This window comes from Lentzea sp. NPDC054927, assembly GCF_053610285.1.
In genome coordinates this window covers 134,613-161,410 of sequence record NZ_JBSGXZ010000012.1, presented here as the reverse complement: position 1 = coordinate 161,410, position 26,798 = coordinate 134,613, and the positions used below count along the sequence as shown (strand labels likewise).

The 26,798-nt window shown below is 70.1% G+C and carries 1 protein-coding gene; it reads left to right on the top strand.

Annotated features, from left to right (window positions below; all coding sequences use genetic code 11):
* Positions 1-33: 33 nt before the first annotated feature.
* Positions 34-26,664 carry a type I polyketide synthase gene (locus ACWGE0_RS19565; protein WP_452262303.1) on the top strand — a complete coding sequence of 8,877 codons (26,631 nt, stop codon included), beginning with the start codon at positions 34-36 and terminating at the stop codon, positions 26,662-26,664.
* Positions 26,665-26,798 lie beyond the last annotated feature (134 nt).

Sequence of the window (26,798 nt, the reverse complement as noted above, 5' to 3'; positions counted from 1 at the left end):
CCTGACAGGTCGCGTCTCGAGATGGGTTGTGGGATGGACAACGAACAGAAGCTCCGGGACTACCTCCGCCGGGCCAGCACGGACCTTCAGCGCACCAAGCGGCGCCTGCAGGATCTCGAGGCGGCCGCGGCGGAACCGATCGCCGTGGTCGGCATCGGCTGCCGCTTCCCCGGCGGGGTGCGCAGTCCCGAAGATCTGTGGCAGATGGTCGTGAACGGGGAGCACGGCATCCGCGCCTTCCCGTCGGATCGCGGCTGGGACCCCGAGATGCTCGCCCTGTCGTCGAGCGATCAGGGCGGCTTCCTGGAGGGCGCCGGCGAGTTCGACGCCGATTTCTTCGGCATCTCGCCCCGCGAAGCCCTCGGCATGAACCCGCAGCAGCGCGTGCTGCTGGAGGTCACCTGGGAGGCCCTGGAACGCGCGGGCATCGACCCGCACGCGCTGAAGGGCAGCCAGACCGCCGTCTTCGCGGGCGCGATGAACCAGGACTACCAGCTCGGCCCCGGCGAGGGCGGCGAGGGCATGGTCATGCTGGGTTCGTCGAACTCGGTGATCTCCGGCCGCATCTCCTACACCCTCGGCTTCGTGGGCCCGTCCGTCACCCTGGACACCGCCTGCTCTTCTTCTTTGGTGGCAATGCATCTCGCGATGCAGTCACTGCGCGCCGGTGAGTCGGCACTGGCACTGGCCGGTGGCGTCACCGTCATGGCGAACCCCGCGACCTTCGTCGAGTTCTCCCGCCAGGGTGGCCTGTCCTCCGACGGCCGCTGCCGCTCGTTCGCCGACGCCGCCGACGGCACGGGCTGGTCCGAGGGCGTCGGCATGCTGGTTCTCGAGCGGTTGTCCGACGCGCGCAAGAACGGCCACGAGGTCCTGGCCGTCCTGCGCGGTTCCGCCGTCAACCAGGACGGCGCCTCCAACGGCCTGACCGCCCCGAACGGCCCGTCGCAGCAGCGCGTCATCAAGTCCGCCCTCGTGAACGCCCGCCTGACCAGCGACCAGATCGACGTTGTGGAAGCCCATGGCACCGGCACCGTCCTGGGCGACCCGGTGGAAGCCCAGGCCCTGCTCGCCACCTACGGCCGCAACCGCTCCACCGACCAGCCCCTGCTGCTCGGGTCGATCAAGTCCAACATCAGCCACACCCAGGCCGCCGCGGGCGTGGCCGGCGTGATCAAGATGATCATGGCCATCCGCGCCGGCGTCGTCCCCCAGACCCTCGGCGTGGACACCCCGTCGACCCATGTCGACTGGGAAGCCGGCGCCGTCCAGCTGGCCACCTCGAACACCCCGTGGCCCACCACCGGCCAGCCCCGCCGCGCCGCCGTCTCATCGTTCGGCCTCTCCGGCACCAACGCGCACACGATCATCGAGGAAGCGCCCGCCCCGGAAGTCGTCGAAGAGCCCTCGACTGTTGAGACAGATACGTTTCCGTACCTCATATCTGGTCGTTCGCGCGAAGCTCTGCGCGCGCAGGCTGAACGACTCCTGGCAGCTGACGCCCCGCCGCTCGACCTCGCATACTCTCTCGCGACCACCCGCGCGTCGTTCGACCATCGCGCCGCGATCATCGGTGACCTCCGCACCGGCCTCGAAGCCCTCCTCGACGGCACCCCGGCGCCCGGCCTCCTCCAAGGCACCGCCGCCCGGGCCAAGCAGGCCTTCCTGTTCACCGGCCAGGGCGCCCAGCGCCTCGGCATGGGCAAGACGCTCCACGCCCGCTTCCCGGTCTTCGCGGAAGCCTTCGACGCGGTCCTGGAGCACCTGGACCCGTCCCTCAAGGCCATCATCTGGGGCACAGACCCCGAAGCCCTCAACCAGACCCGCCACACCCAGCCCGCGCTGTTCGCCATCGAGGTCGCCCTCTACCGCCTCGCCGAGTCCTGGGGCCTGAAGCCGGACTTCGTCGCCGGCCACTCCATCGGTGAGATCGCCGCCGCCCACATCGCCGGCGTGTTCAGCCTCCAGGACGCGGCCAAGCTGGTCCAAGCCCGCGCGCGGCTCATGCAGGACCTCCCCGCCGGCGGCGTGATGATCGCCGTCCAGGCCACCGAGGCCGAGGTCACCCCGCACCTGACCGCCGGCGTGTCCATCGCCGCGATCAACGGCCCGGCGAGCATCGTCATCGCGGGCACCGAGGCGGAGACCCGCGCGGTCGCCCAGCACTTCGACGACCGCAAGACCAAGCAGCTCAACGTCTCCCACGCGTTCCACTCGCCGCTGATGGAACCGATGCTCGACGAGTTCCGCGAAGCGATCGCGGACATCTCCTTCGCGGCACCGATCATCCCGCTGATCTCCAACGTCACCGGCGAACAGGCCCGCGTCGAGCAGATCACCACGGCGGAGTACTGGGTCGGCCACGTCCGCGACGCCGTCAGGTTCGCCGACGGCATCAGCTGGCTCACGGCCCACGGCGTCACGCAGTTCCTGGAGATCGGCCCCGACGGCATCCTGTCCGCGCTGGTCGAAGACGGCGCCATCCCGTTGCTGCGCAAGGGTCGCGACGAGGTCGAGGCGATCACGTCCGCCCTGGCCGCACTGCACGTCCGCGGCACCAGGATCGACTGGCAGGCGTACTTCGCCCACACCAACGCGAAGCGCGTCGACCTGCCGACGTATGCGTTCCAGACCAAGCGTTACTGGCCGAAGGGCGGCGGCGGTTTCCAGGACCCGCGCGCCGCCGGCCTCGGCGCCGCGCACCACCCGCTGCTCACCGCCACCGTGTCGTTCGCCGACCAGGACGGCGCGCTGCTCACCGGCCGCCTGACCCGCCAGACCCACCCGTGGCTCGTCGATCACGCCGTGCGCGGCGCGGTTCTGTTGCCCGGCACCGCATATCTGGAGCTCGCGATCCGCGCGGGGGACGAGGTCGGCTGCGACCGCGTCGAAGAGCTGACGCTGACCGCACCGCTGATCGTGCCCGAACGCGGCGGCGTCCAGGTGCAGCTGTGGATCGGCAACGCCGACGCGAACGGCCGCCGCACCGTCAAGATCTACTCGCGCGCCGAGGGTTCCGACGACGAACCGTGGACGCAGCACGCGATCGGCCTCCTGGGCGCGCCCGCACGTGAGGCGGAGTTCGACACCTCGGTGTGGCCGCCCGCCGGCGTCACGGCCCTCGACATCGACGGCTGCTACGAGAACTTCGCCGCGATGGGCTTCGAGTACGGCCCGGTCTTCCAGGGACTCGAAGCGGCCTGGCGCGGCACGGACGGCGTCGTCTACGCCGAGGTCGCACTGCCGGAAGGCGTCGACCCGGCCGGATTCGGCCTGCACCCGGCACTGCTGGACGCCGCCCTGCACGCCGCGCTCGTCTCGGGCGAGGGCGACGCGGGCCTGCCGTTCTCGTGGGAAGGCGTGTCCCTGCACGCGACCGGCGCCTCCTCGCTGCGCGTCCGCCTGACCCGCTCCGGTGACAACGCCTACGCCATCGCGGCCGTCGACGGAGCCGGTGCGCCGGTCGCGTCGGTCGACTCGCTGGTGGTGCGCGCGGTCGCGGCGGAGTCCTCTGTGGACCGCGACTCGCTGTTCCAGGTCGACTGGGTGCCGGTGACCGTTCCCGCAACCGACAGTTCCGACGCCCTCGTCCTTCATTTGCAGGGCAACGAAGACGTTGTCGCTTCGGTCCACGAACTGACCGAGCGGGTGCTCGGCCTGCTGCAGGAGGAACGCGACGAGCGCGTCGTGTTCGTCACGAGCAGCGCCGACCTCGCGTCGGCGGCGGTGTGGGGGATGGTGCGTTCGGCGCAGTCCGAGTCACCGGGCCGCTTCTCGCTGATCGAGCTCGACGGCACGGACGCCTCCAATGTCGCGCTCGCCGCCGCTGTCGCATCCGAGGAGCCGCAGCTGGCCATCCGGGACGGCGAGATCTACGCGCCTCGCCTGGCCCGCGCCGAGATCGAGGAGGCCCCGATCGAGTGGGGTTCGAAGGTCCTCATCACCGGTGGCACCGGTGGTCTCGGCAAGGTCATCGCGCGGCACCTCGTCGCCGAGCACGGTGTGCGCGACCTGGTGCTGGTCAGCCGCCGCGGCACGGGTGACGTTGCTGAGCTGGAGTCGTTGGGCGCCAACGTCTCCGTCGTTGCATGCGATGTCGCGGACGCCTCGGCGCTGGCCACCTTGCTGGCCGAGCACGAGATCTCGGCCGTCGTGCACAGCGCCGGTGTGCTGGACGACGGAGTGATCTCGTCGCTGACCCCGGATCGCCTGCACGCGGTGCTACGTCCCAAGGTCGACGCGGCCTGGAACCTGGCTCAGGCGTTGCCGTCGGTGCCGCTGGTGCTGTTCTCGTCGCTCGCCGGCACCTGGGGCACGGCCGGTCAGGCGAACTACGCGGCCGGCAACCACTTCCTGGACGCGCTCGCGGAGTACCGCCCTAACACCGTCTCGCTGGCCTGGGGAGCCTGGGCCGGTGACGGCATGCTCACCGAGGCCGACGCCGAACGGATGGCGCGCACCGGAATGCCGCCGCTGACCGTCGAGCAGGGCCTGGCGTTGTTCGACCGCGCGGTGGCTTCTTCCCGCGCCGCACTGGTTCCGGCCCGGCTCGACCTCGCCACGTTGCGGCAACGCGGTGAGGTGCCACCGTTGCTGCGCGGCCTGATCCGGGTTCGGACGCGGCGCGCGGCCTCGGGTTCGGAGACCGCGGACACGTTGATACGCAGGCTTTCCGGTCTGGGCGCGGAGGAGCGCACGGACGCGGTGCTGGAACTGGTCCGCGGCCAGGTCGCGGCCGTCCTCGGCCACGCGTCCGGTGACGAGATCGAGGCCACCCGCCAGTTCCAGGACCTCGGCTTCGACTCGCTGACCGCCGTCGAGCTGCGCAACCAGCTGACCGCGGTGACGGGGCTGCGGCTGCCCGCGACGATGGTGTTCGACTACCCGACCCCCGTCGCACTGGCCGTGCACCTGCTGGACGAACTGTTCGACGGCGCTGCCGATGTCGTTGTCCCGGCCGAGGTCCGGGCCGCCGTGTCCGACGACCCGATCGTGATCGTCGGCATGGGCTGTCGTTACCCGGACGGCATCGGCTCGGCCGACGACCTGTGGCGGCTGGTGTCCGAAGGCGGCGACGCTGTGTCCGGCCTCCCGTCGAACCGCGGCTGGGACCTCGAGAACCTCTACCACCCCGACCCCGACCACCCCGGCACGACCTACTCGCGCTCCGGTGGCTTCCTGCACGACGCCGGCGAGTTCGACGCCGGGTTCTTCGGCATGTCACCCCGCGAAGCCCTCGGCACCGACTCCCAGCAGCGCATCCTGCTGGAGGTCGTCTGGGAGGCGGTCGAACACGCCGGGATCGACCCGGTGTCGTTGCGCGGCACGCAGACCGGCGTGTTCGCGGGCGTGATGTACAACGACTACGGCGCGCGGCTCGGCGGCGGTGACTTCGAGGGCTTCCAAGGCTCCGGCACCTCACCGTCCATTGTGTCCGGTCGCGTTTCCTACACCCTGGGCCTGGAAGGCCCTGCGGTCACGGTCGACACCGCTTGCTCTTCTTCGCTCGTGGCAATGCATTGGGCCATGCAGGCCCTGCGCGCGGGGGAGTGCTCGCTGGCGCTCGCCGGTGGTGTCACGGTCATGTCCACCCCGACCGCGTTGATCGAGTTCTCCCGGCAGCGCGGCCTGTCGCCGGACGGCCGTTGCAAGGCGTTCTCCGACTCGGCCGACGGCGTGGGCTGGTCCGAAGGCGCCGGTGTCGTGGTGCTGGAGCGCATGTCCGACGCCGTGCGCAACGGACACCCGATTCTTGCCGTCATTCGTGGTTCCGCGGTGAACCAGGACGGCGCATCGAACGGCCTGATGGCGCCGAACGGACCGGCTCAGCAGCGGGTGATCCGTGCGGCCTTGGCCAATGCCGGACTGGGTTCGTCCGATGTGGACGTCGTCGAAGCGCACGGCACCGGCACGACCCTGGGCGACCCGATCGAGGCGCAGGCGTTGCTCGCGACCTACGGCCAGAACCGCTCGGAACCGCTGCTGCTCGGCTCGGTGAAGTCGAACATGGGCCACACGCAGGCCGCCGCGGGTGTCGCCGGCGTGATCAAGATGGTGCAGGCGATGCGCCACGGTGTGCTGCCGCAGACCCTGCACGTCACCACGGCTTCCTCTCACGTCGACTGGTCCGAGGGCGCTGTCGAGCTGCTGACCTCTTCCCGCGCGTGGCCTGAGGTCTCCCGGCCGCGCCGTGCCGGTGTCTCGTCGTTCGGCATCTCGGGTACTAACGCGCACGTCATCGTTGAGCAGCCGCCGGCCGTCGACGCTCCGGTTTCCGAGCCTTCGGATGCCGTCGTGCCGGTGGTGTTGTCGGGTCGCACCCGGCGTGCGGTGCGGGGACAGGCGGCCCGCCTGCGTTCGTTCGTCGAATCTTCTGATGTCTCGTTGCGTGACCTGGCTTTCTCGCTGGCGACGACGCGTTCGGCCTTCGACCAGCGGGCCGCGGTGATCGCTGCCGACCGTGAGTCGCTGCTGCGCGCGCTGGGTGCCCTGGCGACGGAGAACTCCGACGCGGCCCTGGTCGAGGGCGAGGTCGCGCCGGGCAAGGTGGCGTTCCTGTTCTCCGGACAGGGATCGCAGCGCCTCGGCATGGGCCGCGAGCTCTACGCCCGCTACCCGGTGTTCGCGGCCGCGCTGGACGAGGTGCTCGACCGGCTGCCCGTCCGCGACGTCATGTGGGGTTCCTCCGAGGAAGAGCTGCAGCAGACCGGCAACGCCCAGCTCGCCCTGTTCGCGTTCGAGGTGGCGCTGTTCCGCCTCGTGCGGTCGTGGGGCGTGAAGGTCAACGCCCTGGTCGGCCACTCGATTGGCGAGATCGCCGCCGCGCACGTCGCCGGCGTGCTGTCCCTGGACGACGCCTGCACCCTGGTTGCCGCGCGCGCCCGCCTCATGCAGGCGCTGCCGACCGGCGGCGCCATGGTCGCCGTCCAGGCGACGGAAGCCGAAGTCACCCCGCTGCTCACCTCCGGTGTCTCGATCGCCGCGATCAACGGCCCGGACTCGGTGACCGTCGCAGGCGCGGAGCAAGAGGTTCTAGCGATAGTTATAGCCTTTAACGATCGCAAGACCAAGCAACTTTCGGTATCGCACGCGTTCCACTCGCCGCTGATGGAGCCGATGCTGGACGAGTTCCGGCAGGTGGTCGACAGTCTTTCGTTCAACAATCCGACGATCCCGCTGTTCGCTGGCGGGAATGTCGAGCAAGCCGACTACTGGGTGCGGCACGTCCGCGAGACCGTCCGCTTCCACGACGCGGTCGAGTCGGCACGCGCGGCCGGCGTGACGACGTTCGTGGAGATCGGCCCGGAGGGTGCGCTCTCCGCCCTGGTCGACGGTGCGATCCCGGTTCTGCGCAAGGACCGTTCGGAAGAGGCGTCGGTCGCGCTGGCGCTGGGACGCCTGTACGCCACGGGCGTGTCCGTCGACTGGAAGACCTACTACGGCCCGGCGCATCGGGTGTCGCTGCCGACGTACGCGTTCCAGCACGAGTACTACTGGCCGCTCGGTTCGACCGCCCCGGTCGTGACGGAGGCGGACCCGGCGGACGCCAAGCTGTGGGCGGCCATCGAACGCGGTGACGCCCGCGAACTCGCGGCCCTGCTGCGGCTGGGCGAGGAGCAGAGCTCGTCGCTGAACGAGCTGATTCCGGCGCTGTCGTCGTGGCGCGCGGGCAACCAGGAGAAGTCGCTGCTCGACGCGTGGCGCTACCGGGTGCTGTGGGCACCGGTCCGCGTCACCGGCACGCCGGTGTTGTCCGGCCACATCGCGATTCTCACGACTCCGGCCGTCGACGCCGAGCCGTATCGCGTGGTGCTCGCGGCTCACGGCGCCGAGGTCACTGTCGTCACCTCGGTCGCCGATGTGCCCGAGTGTGATCTCGTGGTGTCGTTGGTGGCGCTGGACGAGTCGCCCGCGCAGGTCCTGACCACCGGGCTGGAGCAGTCGATCCTGCTGGTCAAGTCGGTCGAGGTGCCGGTGTGGGCGGTCACGTCCGGCGCGGTCGCCGCAGAGACCTCGGACTCGGTGCGGTCGGCCGCGCAGGCCGCGGTGTGGGGCTTCGGCCGTGCGGCGGCACTGGAGTACCCGCAGCGCTGGGCCGGTCTGATCGACATGCCCGAGGTGCTGGACGAGAACGCGTTGCGCCGCTTCGTTTCCTGCGTCGCCGGCCTGGAAGGTGAGGACCAGCTCGCGGTGCGTTCGTCCGGTGTGCTGGGCCGGCGCCTGGCCCATCGCCCGGTCGACGCGCTGCCGTCCGACTACACCGCTCACGGCACCGTACTGATCACCGGTGGCACCGGCGGACTCGGCGCCACGACGGCGAAATGGCTGGCCGAGCGCGGTGTTTCCGGCCTGGTGCTGACGTCGCGCCGCGGCATGGACGCTCCTGGTGCCGCCGAACTGAAGGCCGCACTGGAAGAACTCGGTCCGCGAGTCTCGATCGTTGCCTGCGATGTCGCTGACGGAGAGGCGCTCGCGGATGTCGTGCAGGGGATCTCCGACCTGTCCGGTGTCGTGCACACCGCTGGTGCCGCACAGCACGCGCCGCTTGAGCTGACATCGCTGGACGACTTCGCGGACGTGTTGTCCGCCAAGGTGATCGGCGCCGCGAACCTCGACGCGCTGGTCGGCGAGGTCGACTTCTTCGTGCTGTTCGGCTCGATCGCGGGCGTGTGGGGCAGCGGCGGCCAGGCTGCCTACGGTGCCGCGAACGCCTACTGCGACGCGTTGTCCGAGGCACGCCGTGCGCGTGGCCTGCGGGCGACCTCGATCGCGTGGGGCCCGTGGGCTGAGGTCGGCATGGCGACGCACGAAGCCATGTCCGACAACCTCGCCCGCCGCGGCCTGACGTTCCTGCAGCCCGGCCAGGCCGTCGTCGAACTGAACCGTGCCGTGATGCACGACGACACCTGCGTCACCGTCGTGGACATCAACTGGGACACCTACTTCCCGCTGTTCACGTCGGTCCGTCCGTCGCCGCTGCTGTCCGATCTCCCCGAGGTCAAGGCACTCGCGGTCGTCGAGGAGGTCAAGCGCGACGACTCGGAGTTCGCGCGCACCCTCCGCTCACTGTCCGAAGAGGACCAGCGACGCAAGCTCGTCGACCTCGTGCGTGCCGAAGCCGCCGCGACACTCGGCCACAGCTCGGTCGAGGAGGTGGGGGAGAACCGTGCGTTCCGCGACATCGGTTTCGACTCGCTGACCGCCGTCGAGCTGCGCAAGAAGCTGTCCGACGCCACCGGTCTGCCGTTGCCCGCCACGCTCGTCTTCGACTACCCGACGCCGGCGGTTCTCGCCGAGCACCTGCTGGCCGAACTGCTCGGCTCCGCGGAAGAAGCGCTGAGCTACTCGGCGAACATCGACTCGGACGAGCCGATCGCGATCGTCGGCATGAGCTGCCGCTTCCCCGGCGACGCGAACACCCCGGAGGCGTTCTGGGAGATGGTGCTCGCCGGCACGGACGCGATCACGGAGTTCCCCGCCGACCGCGGCTTCGACATGGCGCAGATGTACGACCCGGATCCCGACCGCCCCGGCACCACCTACACGACCGCGGGCGGCTACCTGCCCGACGCGGGCGACTTCGACCCGGCGTTCTTCGGCATCTCCCCGCGCGAAGCCACCGGCATGGACCCGCAGCAGCGCCTGCTCCTGGAAACCACCTGGGAGGCCGTCGAGCGTTCCGGCATCGACCCCGCTGCGTTGCGCGGCAAGAAGGTCGGCGCGTTCATCGGGTCCTCGTACATCGAGTACGGCGGCGGTGACGGTGGATCCGAGGGCTACCAGGTCACCGGCTCTTCGCCATCGGTGCTGTCCGGCCGCGTCGCCTACGTGTTCGGCTTCGAAGGCCCCGCCGTCACCGTCGACACCGCGTGCTCTTCCTCTTTGGTGGCCATGCACCTGGCGTGCCAGTCGCTGCGCACCGGCGAGTCCGCGTTCGCCGTGGCCGGTGGCGCGACGATCATGCCGAACCCGAAACCCCTGATCGCCTTCTCCCGCCAGCGCGCGCTCGCCAAGGACGGCCGCTGCAAGTCGTTCTCCGACACCGCCGACGGCATGACCCTCTCCGAAGGCATCGGCATGCTGCTGCTGATGCGCCAGTCGGATGCTTTGGCTGCCGGACACCGCGTCCTGGCCGTGATCCGCGGCTCCGCCGTCAACCAGGACGGCGCCTCGAACGGCCTCAGCGCCCCGAACGGCCCGTCGCAGCAGCGCGTGATCATGCAGGCCCTCGCCAACTCCGGCGTGGCCACCAACGACATCGACGCACTCGACGCCCACGGCACCGGCACCTCGCTCGGCGACCCCATCGAGGCCCAGGCACTGTTCAACACCTACGGCCGCGACCGCGACGCCGACCGCCCGCTGCTGCTCGGCTCGGTGAAGTCGAACATCGGCCACACCCAGTCCGCCGCCGGCGTCGCCTCCGTCATCAAGATGGTCATGGCGCTGCAACACGGCGTCCTGCCCCGCACCCTGCACGCCGCCGAACCCTCGACCCACGTCGACTGGACCCCAGGCACCATCTCGCTGCTGCAGGACACGACCGAATGGCCGGAAACAGGCCGCGCCCGCCGCTGCGCCGTCTCGTCGTTCGGCATCTCGGGCACCAACGCCCACGTGATCTTGGAGGCTGCGGCCGGGTCGTCTTCCTCTGGCCAGGAATTGTCAGACCTGCCTGAGATGATTGGGATGGGGGGCAGTTCCCCCCAGGGGGCCAGCCAATCGGAATCGATTCCGCCAAACGGAGCAGCGCCGTGGCTCGTGTCGGCGAAGTCGGACTCCGCCCTGCGAGCCCACCTGGAAGGCATCCGCGCGGTCGACGCCGACCCCGCCGACATCGCGTACAGCCTCAGCCTCCGCCCGGCCTTCGACCACCGCGCGGTCCTCATCGACGGCGTGGAAGTGGCAAAAGGCGTCGCGGACCTCGAACGCAAGGTCGTGTTCGTCTTCCCCGGCCAGGGCTCGCAGTGGGTCGGCATGGGTGCGCAGCTCCTGGACGAGTCGCCGATCTTCGCCGCCCGCATGGCCGAGTGCGCCGCCGCCCTGCAACCCCACATCGACTGGAACCTCCTCGACGTCATCCGCAACGCGGGCAGCCTCGACCGCGTCGACGTCGTCCAGCCCGCGAGCTGGGCGATGATGGTGTCGCTCGCCGAGGTCTGGAAGGACCACGGCGTCACCCCCGACGCCGTCATCGGCCACTCCCAGGGCGAGATCGCCGCCGCCGCGGTCAGCGGCGCGCTCAGCCTCGAGGACGCCGCCAAGGTCATCGCTCTGCGCAGCCAGGCCATCGGCCGCGTCATGTCGGGCCGCGGCAGCATCGTGTCCATCGGCCTGTCCGCACAGGAAGTCCAGCCGCACCTCGACGAATGGGGCGACCGGCTCAGCCTCGCCGCCACCAACGGCCCGCGCAGCGTCGCGGTCTCCGGTGACCTGGAGGCGCTGGACGCGTTCTGCGGCAAGCTCGTCGAACAGGGCGTCCGGGTCCGCCGCATCGAGGTCGACTACGCCTCGCACTCGGCCCAGGTCGAGGACATCCGCGACGACGTCCTGAACGACCTCGCGAGCATCACGCCACAAACGCCGCACACCAAGTTCCTCTCCACCGTCACCGGCGAGTGGAACGACGCCAACACCAACGCCGAATATTGGTTCACCAACCTGCGCCAGACCGTGCACCTGCACGAAGCCGTCGAACAGCTCATCGGCAGCGGCCACCAGGTGTTCGTCGAAGTCAGCTCGCACCCGGTCCTCACGCCCGGCGTGCAGGACGCGCTGGAGGGCAAGCGCGGCGTCGTCACCGGCACGCTGCGCCGCGACATCGGCGGCCTGCAGCGGGTGCACACGTCGATGGCCGAGCTCTGGGTCCGCGGCCTCCCGGTCAAGTGGCACCTCGACGGCACCCGCGTCGACCTGCCCACCTACCCGTTCCAGCACGAGCGCTTCTGGATCGGCCCGCCGCAACACCCTGTCGCCGCGCCCGACTCGGACCCGGCGGACGCCGCGTTCTGGCAGGCCGTCGAGCAGTCCGACCTCGCCACCCTCACCCAGAGCCTGCACCTCGACGAGGCCACCCTCGCTGCCGTCCTGCCCGCGCTGAACACCTGGCGGCAGAGCAGCCGCGATCAGTCCACAACGGACTCGTGGCGCTACCGCACGACGTGGAAGCCGTTGCGCGGCCTCGACAACGGCAAGCTCACCGGCACCTGGGCCCTCATCACCACGGACGGCATCGACGACACCGACATCGTCCAAGCACTTGGCGACGTGCAGCGGATCGTCCTGGACGCCAACGACGACCGCGCTGCCGTGGCAGCGAAGCTGATCGAGACCGACCACATCGTCTCGTTGCTGCCCACCGACGAACGCCCGGGAACGCTCGGCCTGCCGGTCGGCCTGCTGCTGACCGTCCACCTGATCAACGCGCTCGGCGACGCGGGCATCGACGCCCCCGTCTGGAACATCTCCCGCAACGCCCTCTCGACCGGCCGCTCCGACACCGTCGACCACCCGGCGCAGGTGCAGGCGATCGGCATCGGCTGGACCGCCGCGCTGGAGCACCCGCAACGCTGGGGCGGCTCCATCGACCTGCCGGAACGACTCGACCAGCGCGCCGCGCAACGGTTCGTCTCGGCACTGGTCAACGCCGGCGACGAGGACCAGCTCGCGATCCGCGCGTCCGGCACCCTCGCCCGCCGCGTCGTCCGGGCTCCCGCGTGCCCCGGCACCCAGGACTGGACCCCGCGCGGCACCACGATCATCACCGGCGGCACCGGCACGCTCGGCCCGCACGTCGCGAGGTTCTTCGCGCACAAGGGCGCCGAGCACCTGGTGCTCACCAGCCGCCGCGGCCTCGACGCGCCAGGAGCCCGCGAACTGGTCGCGGAGCTGGAAGAACTCGGTACGCCCACCACCGTCGTCGCCTGCGACATCGCCGAGCGCGACGATGTCGAACGCATGCTGAATGACCTGCGCGCGGAAGGCCGCGAGATCCGTTCGGTGATCCACACCGCGGCGGTGATCGGCCTGCACTCGATCGACAGGTCCACTGTGGAGGGTCTGAGCGAGATCCTCGCCGCGAAGGTTGACGGCGCCGCCCACCTGGACGCGCTGCTGACCGAGGACCTCGACGCGTTCGTGCTGTTCTCGTCGATCTCCGGCATGTGGGGTTCCGGCAACCACGCGTCCTATGTGGCCGGTAACGCCTACCTGAACTCGCTGGCCGCCAACCGTCGTGCGCGTGGCCTCAAGTGCACCTCGGTCTCGTGGGGCATCTGGTCCGACGACATCGGCCTCGGCCGCGTCGACACCGACCAGATCCGCCGCAGCGGCCTGGAGTTCATGAAGGCACGGCTGGCGCTCGCCGGTCTGCAGCGCGCGATCGAGGACGACGAGACCGAGATCGCCATCGCGAACATCGCCTGGGACCGCTACTACCCGGTCTTCACCGCGATGCGCCCGACCACGCTCTTCGAAGAACTGCCGGAGGTCCGCGCACTCGCCGTCACCGCCGAACAGACCACGTCCTCCGACAGTGATCTCGCGGCCAGGCTCAGGACCTTGCCGCCCGCCGAACGCGAACAGCAGCTGCTCGACATCGTCCGCGCCGAAGCCGCGTCCGTCCTGGGCATGGCCTCGACCGACGCACTGACCGAGCACCGCGCGTTCCGCGAGGTCGGCTTCGACTCGATCACCGCGGTGGACCTGCGCAACAAGCTCGCCGCCGCAACAGGTCTGACCCTGCCGACCACGATGGTGTTCGACCACCCCAGCCCGCTCGCGCTCACCGAGTTCCTGCTCGGCGAACTGCTCGGCGCCGACGTCCCGGCCGGCACCCAGGTCGTGGCCTCGGCCGCGTCCGACGAACCGATCGCGATCATCGGCATGTCCTGCCGCTACCCCGGCGGCGTCAGCTCCCCGGAAGACCTGTGGAACGTCGTCATGAACGGCGTCGACGCGATCTCCGGCTTCCCCGCCGACCGCGGCTGGGACGGCGACTCCCTCTACAACCCCGACCCGGACGCCCCCGGCGGCGCCTACTCGGTGCAGGGCGGCTTCCTGCACGACGTCGCGAACTTCGACCCCGGCTTCTTCGGCATCAGCCCGCGCGAGGCCCTGTCGATGGACCCGCAGCAGCGCCTGCTCCTCGAAACCGCCTGGGAGTCCATCGAACGCGCCGGCATCGACCCGCAGTCGCTGAAGGGAACCCTGACCGGCGCCTTCATCGGAGCGTCCTATCAGGACTACTCGGCGGGCGGCTCCGACCAGCCGGGCGACGAGGGCCACATGATCACCGGCACGCTCTCGAGCGTGCTGTCCGGCCGCGTCTCCTACCTGTTCGGCCTCGAAGGCCCGGCCGTCACCCTCGACACGGCCTGTTCTTCCTCTTTGGTGGCACTGCACCTGGCCTGCCAGTCACTGCGCGACGGCGAGTCGTCTCTGGCTCTGGCCGGCGGCGTCTCGGTAATGGCGACGCCCGGCGCCTTCGTCGGCTTCTCCCGCCAGCGCGCACTGGCCAAGGACGGCCGCTGCAAGGCCTACTCCGACGCCGCCGACGGCATGACCCTCGCCGAAGGCGTCGGCCTGGTCCTGCTGGAGCGCGTGTCCGACGCGATCCGCAACGGCCACCGCATCCTCGCCGTCGTCCGCGGCTCCGCGGTGAACCAGGACGGCGCCTCGAACGGCCTGACCGCCCCGAACGGCCCGTCCCAGCAACGCGTCATCCGCCAGGCCCTGGCGAACGCCCGCCTGGAACCGTCCGAAGTGGACGCCATCGACGGCCACGGCACCGGCACCGCACTGGGCGACCCGATCGAGGCCCAGGCCCTGCTCGCCACCTACGGCCAGAACCGCGAACGCCCGCTGCTGCTCGGCTCGATGAAGTCGAACATCGGCCACACCCAGATGGCCTCCGGCGTCGCCTCCATCATCAAGATGGTGCTGGCACTGCGGGCGGGAGTGCTGCCCCGAACCCTGCACGTCGACCAGCCGTCCACGAAGGTCGACTGGTCCTCCGGCTCGATCAAACTCCTCGCCGCCGAGGAAGCCTGGCCCGAGACCGGCCACCCGAAGCGCGCCGGCGTCTCGTCTTTCGGCCTGTCCGGCACGAACGCCCACGTGGTGCTCGAAGAGGCCCCAAGCGCTCCGAAATTGTCAGACCTCCCTGAGATGATTGGGATGGGGGGCGAATTCCCCCAGGGGGCCAGCCAATCCGAATCGATTCCGCCAGCTGGAGCAGTGAGGCCCGGCGCGGTGCCGGTGCTGTTGTCGGCCCGCGCGGACGAGGCCCTCAAGCAGGTCGCGGGCAACCTGATCGACGTCGACGCCGACCTCGTCTCCCTCGCCGCCGCCCTCGCCACGAAGCGGTCCACATTCGAAAAGCGCGCTGTCGTCGTCGCGAGCAACCGCGACGAGCTCGTGCGTGGCCTCACCGCGTTGCGCGACGACCAGCCGGACGCGAGCGTCACCCGTGGGCAGACCACGCGCGGCCGCACCGCGTTCCTGTTCACCGGCCAGGGCTCGCAGCGCCTCGGCATGGGCCGCGACCTGCACGAGCGCTACCCGGTGTTCGCCGACGCCCTCGACGCGGCCTGCGCCTACCTCGACGCCGACCTCGACCGCCCGCTGCGTGACGTCATGTGGGGCGAAGACGCGACACTGCTCAACCGGACCGGCTACGCGCAGCCAGCGATCTTCGCGATCGAGGTCGCGCTGTACCGGCTCGTCGAGTCGTGGGGCGTCACGCCGGACTACCTGGCGGGCCACTCCATCGGCGAGATCGCCGCCGCACACGTCGCCGGCGTCCTCAGCCTCGACGACGCGTGCACGCTGATCTCCGCCCGCGCCCGCCTCATGCAGGCCCTGCCGACCGGCGGCGCGATGATCGCCGTCCAAGCGACCGAAAACGACATCACGCCGCTGCTGACCGGCCGCGTCTCGATCGCCGCGATCAACGGACCCACGAGCATCGTCATCGCGGGCGACGAGGCCGAGACCGAAGCGATCGCGAACCGCTTCGACAAGACCAAGCGCCTCACCGTCAGCCACGCGTTCCACTCGCCGCTGATGGAACCGATGCTCGACGACTTCCGCGCGGCGATCAGCGGCATCCAGTTCGGCAAGCCGTCGATCCCCGTGGTCGCGGACGACGTCACGGACCTGGAGCACTGGGTGCGGCACGTCCGCGAGGCCGTGCGGTTCGCCGACAAGGTCACCCAGCTGGAAAGCTGTGGCGTGCGGGCGTTCCTGGAGCTCGGCCCGGACGGCGTGCTGTCCGGCATGGCCCAGGAATCGCTCACCGAAGAAGCCGTGCTGGTCCCGGCGCTGCGCCGCGACCGCGACGAGGTCGGCACGCTGCTGACCGCACTGGCCGGCCTCCACGTCCGCGGCACGACCGTCGACTGGTCCGCCTACTTCGCGGGCGCCGACGCCGAGGTCGAACTGCCGACCTATCCCTTCCAGCACCAGCGTTTCTGGCCCGAACCCGTCACCGCGACCGACCAGGACGGGGACTTCGTCGACGACGAGTTCTGGGCCGCGGTCGAACGCGAGGACTTCACCGCGCTGGCACAGTGGCGTTCCCGCAAGCAGCAATCCACTGTGGACTCTTGGCGTTACGCGGTCACCTGGAAGCCGATCACCGCCCAGTCCACCCTTACCGGCCCCTGGCTGGTCCTTACCAACGACGACGCGTCCGAACTGATCGAGGCGCTCGGCGTCGAGACCGTGGTGGTCGACGCGGCCCACAGCCGCGAACAGCTCGCCGAGCAGGTCCGTGGCGACTACGCCGGTGTGCTGTCGCTGCTGGCGTTGAACGCCGACGCCGAGGACGCGCTGGTCCGCACTTCCGTTGTGGTGCAGGCACTCGGGGACGCCGGAGTCGACGCCCCGCTGTGGGTGGCGACGCGCGGTGCGGTGTCGGTGGGCGGCGGCGAGCAGATCGCCAATCCCGACCTCGCCACGGTGTGGGGCCTCGGCCGCGTGATCGCGCTGGAGCACCCGAAGCGCTGGGGCGGCCTGATCGATCTGCCCACTCAGCTCGACTGGAACACCGCGCGCCGCATCCCCGGCGTGCTCGCCGGTACGGGCGAGGACCAGGTCGCGGTGCGGCCGTCCGGCGTCTACGGCCGCCGCCTCATCCACAGCACCCCGAGCGCGCTGCACCGCGACTACCGGCCGGGCCGGGTGCTCGTCACCGGCGGCACCGGCGCGATCGGCAAGCAGGTCGCGCGGTGGCTGCTCGACCACGACGCCGAGCAGGTCGTCCTGGTCAGCCGAACCGGCACCGCCGAGTTCGACGACCCGCGTGTGATCGTCAAGGCCTGCGACGTCGCCGACCGCCAAGCACTCGAAACTCTTCTCGCTGAGCACCCGGTGACGTCGGTCTTCCACGCGGCGGGCGTCGTCGAGGACGGCCTCGTCGAGTCGATGGACGCCAGCTCGTTCACGAACCTGTTGCGCGCCAAGGTCCACGCGACCCGCAACCTCCACGAGCTCACACAGGACCTCGACGCTTTCGTGCTCTTCGCGTCGACCGCGGGCGTCATCGGCGGCGCGGGCCAGGGCAACTACGCCGCAGCCAACGCCTTCCTCGACACCTTCGCCGAACACCGCCGCCTGCAAGGACTTCCGGCCACCTCGGTGGCGTGGGGACCGTGGGGCGAGTCCGGCATGGCCGTCGCCGGTGGCGTCGCGGAACGCCTGAAGCGCGGCGGTTTCACGCAGATGGAACCCGCACTCGCGTTGCAGGCGCTCAAGCAGGCCATCGAACACGGCGACGCGGCCGTCATGGTCGCGGAGATCGACTGGGAACGGTTCCTGCCAGCCCTCGCGAGCCTGCGTCCGGCACCGCTGGTCGGCGACCTGCCGGAAGTGAAGCGCTTCCACACCACCGAAAAGGTCGCGGAAGCCGATCAGCCGCAGTTCCGCAAGGCGTTGGCGGGCCTGTCGAAGGCCGAACGCAACCGCGCGGTGCTGGACCTGGTTCGTGGCCAGATCGCTGCGGTTCTGGGCCACGGCAACGCTTCCGACGTCGACCCGGACCGCGCGTTCCTCGACCTCGGCTTCGACTCGCTCACGACCCTCGAGCTGCGCAACCGCCTGCAGGCCGCGACCGAACTGACGCTGCCCGCGTCGCTGCTTTACGACTACCCGACCCCGTACGACCTGGCGGAGTTCCTGCTGGGCGAGGTCGGCGACGTGCCTGCGGAAGTAGTGGTGAAGAGGCTCGACGACGACCCCATCGCGATCGTCGGCATCGGCTGCCGCTTCCCCGGCGGCGTGACGTCACCGGAAGCGTTCTGGGACCTCGTGTCCAGCGGGGGCGACGGCATCAGCACCTTCCCGTCCGACCGCGGCTGGGACCTGGCCGCACTGGGCGCCGGTGCGTCGGCGTCGCTGGAAGCCGGTTTCCTCAACGGTGTCGCGGACTTCGACGCGCACTTCTTCGGCATCTCGCCGCGGGAAGCCCTCGCGATGGACCCGCAGCAACGTCTGGTCCTCGAAACGGCCTGGGAGGCCATCGAACGCACCGGCATCGACCCGCTGTCGCTGAAGGGCAGCGCGACCGGCGTGTTCGTCGGCACGAACGGCCAGGACTACGAGAACGTCCTGCGCCGCTGCGTCGACCCGGACATCCAGGGCTACCTCGCCACCGGCAACACCGCGTCGGTCATGTCCGGCCGCCTTTCCTACGTCCTCGGCCTCGAAGGACCCGCGGTCACCATCGACACGGCATGCTCGTCGTCGTTGGTCGCCATGCACTGGGCGATGCGCGCGCTCCGCTCCGGTGAGTGCTCTCTCGCTCTCGCCGGCGGCGTCTCGGTCATGTCGAGCCCCGACTCGTTCGTCGAGTTCACGACCCAGGGCGGACTCGCCCCCGACGGCCGCTGCAAGGCCTTCGCGGACGGCGCCGACGGCACGGCGTGGTCCGAGGGCGCGGGCATCCTCGTGCTCGAGCGCCTGTCAGACGCCGTGGCCAACGGCCACGAGGTGCTGGCCCTGGTACGCGGCTCTGCCGTCAACTCCGACGGCGCCTCCAACGGCCTGACCGCCCCGAACGGCCCCTCGCAACAACGCGTGATCCGTCGCGCTCTCGCGGACGCCGGTCTGTCCGTGAGCGACATCGACGCCGTGGAAGCACACGGCACCGGCACAACCCTGGGCGACCCGATCGAGGCCCAGGCCCTGCTGTCGACGTTCGCCGGCCGCTCCGAGCCGCTCTACCTGGGCTCGGTGAAGTCGAACATCGGCCACTCCCAGGCGGCGGCCGGCGTCGCGGGCGTCATCAAGATGGTCGAGGCGATGCGCCACGGCATGCTGCCCCGCACCCTCCACGTCGACGCCCCGACCTCACACGTCGACTGGACCTCAGGCCCGGTCACACTGCTCACCGAGAACACGACCTGGCCTTCCGCCGGCCGCCCCCGCCGCGCAGGCATCTCCGCCTTCGGCCTCTCCGGCACCAACGCCCACGTGATCTTGGAGGCGCCGGGCTCGGGGATCCCCCCAATCTCCAGCGTACCGAACGAAACCGCTGGTCAGGGCACCGCCGCAGAATCTGTGGACAACTCGGCGCCTGTGGACAACTCGGCCGTTGTCGATCTCCACGCCCCGGACTCGTCGGCCTCCCGTGGGACTATTGGAGTGGGGACTTCGCATCCCCCCAAGGGGGCCCCCGTCGTTGTTTCGGCGAAGTCCTCCGATGCTCTGCGCGCTCAGATCGACCAGTTCCGCGCGGTCGACGCCGATCAGCTGGACCTGGCGTTCTCGGCGGCGACCACGCGCGCGCAGTTCGCGCATCGGGCGTTGCTCATCGACGGCGCAGAGGTCACCAACGGTGTGGCGCGCAAGGCGGGCACGACGGTGTTCCTGTTCACCGGTCAGGGCTCGCAGCGCCTCGGCATGGGCCGCGAGCTATACCAGCGTTTCGACACGTTCCGGGAAGCCTTCGACAAGGTCCTCGCGCACCTCGACCCGGACCTCAGGAACATCATCTGGGGCGAGGACGAGGAGCAGCTCAACCAGACCGGCACCACCCAACCGGCGCTGTTCGCGATCGAGGTCGCGCTCGCCCGCCTCGTCCAGAGCCTCGGCGTCCTGCCCGACCACGTCGCCGGCCACTCCATCGGCGAGATCGCGGCCGCGCACATCGCCGGCGTGCTGACCCTCGAAGACGCCGCGAAGCTCGTCACCGCCCGTGCGCGACTCATGCAGGCACTCCCGGCCGGCGGCGCGATGGTCTCCGTCCTCGCCGCCGAACAGGAAGTCGCGAAGCAGATCGGCAAGTCCAAGAAGGTGTCGATCGCCGCGGTCAACGGACCCCGGTCGATCGTCATCGCCGGCGACAAGGCCGCGGTCGCGAAGATCGCCAAGAAGTTCGAGAAGACCAAGCAGCTCACCGTCAGCCACGCGTTCCACTCGCCGCTGATGGACCCGATGCTCGACGACTTCCGCGCGGCGATCGCCACCATCACCTTCAGCCAGCCGCGGATCCCGATCGCCACCACCGGTGATGTGACGACCGTGGACTACTGGGTGAACCACGTCCGTGACACCGTCCGCTTCCACGACAACGTCCAGAGCCTGGGCGACATCGACACGTTCGTCGAGATCGGCCCGGACGGCGTGCTCGCCGCGATGGTCGACGGAGCCGTTGCGACGCAACGCAAGGACCGCGACGAGGTCAGCGCGTTCGCCCTCGCGCTCGGCACCCTGCACGTCCGGGGCGCCGACATCGACTGGCACGAGTACTTCGCCGGCACCGGAGCGCGCAGGATCCCGTTGCCCACCTATGCGTTCCAGCGCGAGCACTACTGGCCGACGACCACTCCGAAGTCCGTCACCGACGACTGGCTGTACGAGGTGGTGTGGGAGCAGCACAACGTCCCCACCACGACCGAAGGCACCTGGCTCGTCCTCGGTGACGCGACCGGGTTCGCCGGCGAAACGGTCACCGAGCTCGTGCCGGGTGACTACACCGGTGTCATCTCGATCGGCGGCACCAGCCCGCTCGAGGTCCTGAACACCCTGGCGAACAACAACATCACGGCACCGCTGTGGTGCGTGAGCAACGAACCCGCTGTCTGGGGCGAAGGCCGTGTCGCCGCGCTCGAGCAGCCGGAACGCTGGGGCGGCCTGATCCGCGTCGAAACCGACACCTGGGCGATTCCCGAGCAAGAGCAGGAAGTCGCCTTCCACCGCGACGGTGTGTTCGTCCCACGCCTGCGCCGCATCGAGGCCACCACCCCGTGGACCCCGACCGGTAAGATCCTCGTCGTCGGCGACGGACCGATGGGCGAGCAGCTCCGAAGCCTGGTCAACACGACCGACACGCTGGACGACGACGTCACCGCGGTGATCCACCTCGGCGGCATCGACTCTCTGAAGGAACTCGACGAGCAGCTGGGCGATCGCGAACTGGAAGCGTTCGTGATCTTCGGCTCGGTCGCCGGCACGTGGGGTTTCCGCGGCCAGCAAAAGCAAGCCGCGCACGATGCGATCGTCGAGGAGTTCGCACGGCAGCGAAAAGCACGCGGCCTCAAGGCGACCTCCATCGCGTACGCGCCGTGGGAGGGCACGACCGACCAGAGCATGACCGCGCACCTGCGGATGAGCGGCATCGCGGTCCTCGACGCCCCGAACGCCGTCGCGGCCCTGCACCAGGCTGTCGCGAGTGGACGGACGAACGTCGTCGTCGCGAACGTCGACTGGAACACCTTCCAGCAGTCCAACAAGCTGTTCAGCCAGTTCGAGCAGCAGAAACCCGCGGTCGAACCGCTTCTCCAGCAGACCCTGGTCAAGCTGCCCGACTATGAACGGCATGGAGCGCTGCTCACCCTCGTTCGTGAGAAGGCGGCACTCGTCCTCGGCCACAACGGAACCAGCGCGATCGAGCCGGACGTCCCGTTCCGCGACCTCGGCTTCGACTCGCTCACCGCCGTCGACCTGCGCAACCAGATCCAGTCCGAATCGGGCCTGCAGCTCAGCGCCACGCTGGTGTTCGACTACCCGACGCCGAACGAGCTCGCCGCGCACCTGCTCACCGAACTCCTCGGCGGCGCGGACGAAATCCAGTACACGGTCAGGGTGACCACGGACGAGCCGATCGCGATCGTCGGCATGGCCTGCCGTTACCCCGGTGACGTGCGGTCGCCGGAAGACCTGTGGAAGCTGCTGCTCGACGGCCGCGACGCTATCGGGGACTTCCCGGCCGACCGCGGCTGGGACCTCGCCTCCCTCTACAGTGGACAGAGCGTCACCCGCAGCGGTGGTTTCCTCTACGACGTCCCGAACTTCGACCCGGACTTCTTCTCGATCTCGCCGCGCGAAGCGATGGTCATGGACCCGCAGCAGCGCATCGTGCTCGAGACGGCCTGGGAAGCGCTGGAACGCGCGGGTGTCGACCCGGCGTCGATCCGCGGCTCTCTCACGGGTGTGTTCGTCGGTGGCGGCAGCGGCGAGTACCGGCCGTCGCCGGAGGAGACCGGCCTGGAGTGGCAGACCGCGCAGTCCGCGTCGCTGCTGTCCGGCCGTCTCGCCTACACGTTCGGCCTGCAGGGTCCGACGGTCTCGGTCGACACCGCGTGCTCGTCGTCGCTGGTCTCGCTGCACCTCGCGGCCCAGGCGCTGCGCACGGGTGAGTGCGAGATGGCGCTGGCGGGCGGTGTGTGCGTGATGTCGACGCCGGTCGGGTTCATCGAGTTCAGCGCCCAGGGCGCGTTGTCGGAAGACGGGCGCTGCAAGGCGTTCTCCGACAACGCGGACGGCACCGGCTGGGCCGAGGGCGTCGGCATGCTGGTCCTGGAACGGCTTTCGGACGCTGTGCGCAACGGCCACGAGGTGCTCGTGGTCGTACGTGGTTCGGCGATCAACTCCGACGGCGCGTCGAACGGTCTCACCGCCCCGTCCGGGCCGGCCCAGCAGCGGGTCATCCGGCAGGCGCTGGCCGCGTCCGGGCTGCGACCGTCCGATGTGGACGCCGTCGAGGCGCACGGCACCGGCACGAAGCTCGGCGACCCGATCGAGGCGCAGGCCCTGCTCAACGTCTACGGGCAGGACCGCTCGGCGCCGCTGCTGCTCGGCGCGGTCAAGTCGAACATCGGGCACACGCAGGCCGCGTCCGGTGTCGCGGGCGTGATCAAGATGGTGATGGCGATGCGGGCGGGCGAGCTGCCCAGGACCCTGCACGCCGAGACGCCGTCCTCGCACGTCGACTGGAGCACCGGCGCGGTCCAGCTGCTGCAGGAACGCACGGACTGGCCTTCGGTGGACCGCGCGCGCAGGGCCGCGGTGTCGTCCTTCGGCGCCAGCGGCACCAACGCCCACGTGATCTTGGAAGCGCCGGGCTCGGGGATCCCCCCATTTTCCAGCGTACCGGACGAAAAGGCTGGTCAAGGGGCCGCTGGGCGATCTGTGGACAACTTTGGAGTGGTTCCGGTGCTGGTGTCCGGTCGCACCCCGGCCGCGCTGCGTGACCAGGCCGCGCGCCTGCTCGACGTGGACGCGGACCTCGTGGACATCGCCCGTGCCGCGGCCACCACGCGGGCGTCGTTCGACCAGCGTGCGGTCGTGCTGGCCGGCAGCCGTGACGAACTGACCGACGCGTTGGCCGCGTTGGCCGCTGACGTCCGGAACCCGCTGGTGATCAGGGACGAGGTGGCGCGCTCCGGCAAGCTCGCGTTCCTGTTCGCCGGTCAGGGTTCGCAACGGGTCGGCATGGGCCGCGCGCTGCACGCCCGGTTCCCGGTGTTCGCGGTGGCGTTCGACGAGGTCCTGAGCCACCTCGACCCGGCGCTCGCGGACGTCATCTGGGGCGACGACCAGGACACGCTGAACCTCACCGGCACCACGCAGCCCGCGCTGTTCGCCATCGAGGTCGCGCTGTTCCGCCTGGCCGAGTCGTGGGGCCTCGAGCCGGACTTCCTGGCAGGCCACTCGATCGGCGAGATCGCGGCGGCCCACGTCGCCGGCGTGCTCAGCCTGGAGGACGCGGCGAAGCTCGTGACCGTGCGATCGGCGCTGATGCAGGCGCTGCCCGCAGGCGGCGCGATGGTCGCCGTGCAGGCCAGCGAGGACGTCGTGCTGCCACACCTCACCGACGGCGTGGTGATCGCGGCGGTCAACGGTCCCGACTCGGTGGTCATCGCCGGGCCGGAGGACGCGGTGGTCGCGATCGCGGAACGCTGGAAGTCGAAGCGGCTGCGCGTCTCACACGCCTTCCACTCGCCGCTGATGGACCCGATGCTGGACGAGTTCCGGTCCACAGTGGAGTCGTTGACGTTCAACCAGCCGCGGATTCCGGTGGTGGCGGAAGGCGACGTGACCAGCCCCGAGTACTGGGTGCGGCACGTGCGGGAAGCGGTGCGGTTCGCGGACAACGTGCGGACGCTCACCGAACGCGGCGTCACGACGTTCGTCGAACTCGGCCCGGACGCGACGTTGTCCGGCCTGGTCGACGGCGGCATTCCGGTGCTGCGCAAGGACCGCGACGAGGAGCAGGCGATCGTGTCCGCCCTCGCCCGCCTGCACACCCGTGGCGTGAAGGTCGACTGGGCCGGGTTCTTCGGCGCCGGCCGCAAGATCACGCTGCCGACCTACGCGTTCCAGCACCAGCGGTTCTGGCCGTCGACGATGGCCGGCTCGGCGAAGCCCGCTGTCCCGTCCGGCGACGACACAGCGTTCTGGGCCGCCGTCGAGGGCGAGGACTTCGGGTCGCTGCAGAACGTGCTCAGCGTCGACACCGACGCGCTGTCGCAGGTGCTGCCGGCGTTGCTGGACTGGCGCAAGCAGCGCACCGACCTCGCGCTGGTCGACAGCTGGCGGCACCGGATCACGTGGAAGCCGTTGGACGCCACCAGGTCTGGTGAACTGACCGGCACGTGGCTCGCGGTGACGGCCGGGGCGGACGACTGGAGCGACGCGGTCATCGACTCGCTCGGTGTCAGCGTCGTGCGGGTAGACGTCGCTGAACCGAACCGTGAGGCGATCGCGGATGAGTTGCGATCGTTGGGCACGTCGTTCGCCGGTGTGCTGTCGATGCTCGGCCGTGCCGACGCGGGGGAGGGCAGCGCACCCGCCGGTGTGCTGCTGACCGCCGCGTTGATCCAGGCGCTCGGCGACGCGGGCATCAACGCGCCGCTGTGGTGCGTGACCCGCGACGGTGCCGCCGTCAACGGCACGGCGTTCGAGGACCTGACGCAGGCCGCGATCCACGGACTCGGCAGGGTCGTGACGCTGGAGCACCCGGAGCGCTGGGGCGGTCTGATCGACCTGCCCTCGGTGATCGACGACCGGGTCGCGAACGGCCTCACGTCCGTCCTTTCCGGACTCGACGGCGAGGACCAGGTCGCGGTGCGGACGAACAACCTGTTCGGACGGCGACTCGTCGCCGCTCCGGCAGCTGTTCCGGCGCAGGACTGGCAGCCGCGCGGCACGGTCCTGATCACCGGCGGCACCGGTGCGCTCGGCGGTCACGTGGCCCGGATGCTCGCGCAGCACGGCGCCGAACACCTGGTGCTGGTCAGCCGCAGTGGGTTGAACGCGCCGGGAGCCGCCGAGTTGCGCTCGGAACTGGTGGGCCTCGGCGTCGACGTCACGATCGCGGCGTGTGACGCGGCGGACCGGAAGTCGTTGCAGGCAGTGCTTTCCGCGATTCCACAACCGTTGACGGGCGTCGTGCACACCGCGGGCATCATCGACGACGGCGTGCTGGACAAGATGACGCCGGAACGGTTCGAGGCGGTGTTCCGCAGCAAGGTCACCTCGGCGTTGCTGCTGGACGAACTGACCAACGACCTGGACGCGTTCGTGCTGTTTTCCTCCGCGTCGTCGTCAGTCGGCAGCCCAGGCCAGGCGAACTACGCGGCGGCGAACGCGATGCTCGACGCGCTGGCCGATCGCCGGCGCGGTCAGGGTCTCGCCGCGACGTCGATCGCGTGGGGCGCGTGGGGTGGCGGCGGCATGGCCGACACCGAGGACGCGCTGGCCAACGCCAAACGCGCCGGAATCGCTTCGATGGATCCGGTCCTGGCGTGTGCAGCGCTTCGGCAGCTCGTCGGCGAGGGGCTGCCGACCGCGGTGGTCGCGGCGGTGGACAAGGGCCGGTTCTCCGGCGGGTTCCGCCCGAACCCGTTGCTGCGGGAGCTGGCCACCGAAGCCGCTGTGGGAGCCCCGGTTGCCGAGGGCGCGTTCCAGGAGAAGCTGCTGGCACTGCCCGCGGCGAAACGGTTCGACGAGGTGCTGGACCTGGTGCGGACGCGGGCGGCGGAGGTGCTCGGACAGGCTGATGTCGACGCCGTGCGCCCAGATCGGCCATTCCGCGACCTCGGCTTCGACTCTCTCGCGGTGGTGGAACTGCGCAACCAGCTCAACGCGGCTACCGGGCTGGCATTGGCGTCAACGCTGGTGTTCGACCACCCGTCACCGGAGGAGCTCGCGACGCATGTGCTGACCGAGCTGATCCCGGCCGACGCGGTGTTGTCGGAGGAGACGGAGATCCGCGACCTGCTGGCGCGGGTGCCGCTTGCCCAGTTGCGCGAGATCGGCGTGCTGGAGCCGTTGATGCAGCTCATCGGCAAGGGAACGGCGGCAGCGGACGACGAGGACATCGACGAGATGAGCGTCGACGACCTGATCCAGGCCGCGCTCGACGGCCAGGCCGACTGAGCTCGGATTCGTGACGGCCGGCTGCTCCTTCCGGGGCGGCCGGCCGTTTCGTCGTCCCGGATTCTCTGAGGAATTCGCTACCGCTTTGGCTGCTGCAATTGCTCGCGGGATGACCGTGTCCGGCTGGACTGACG

Bases quoted from the DNA above. Each gene is read 5' to 3' on its own strand.
- ACWGE0_RS19565 (WP_452262303.1), top strand. From the start codon at position 34: ATGGACAACGAACAGAAGCTCCGGGACTACCTCCGCCGGGCCAGCACG.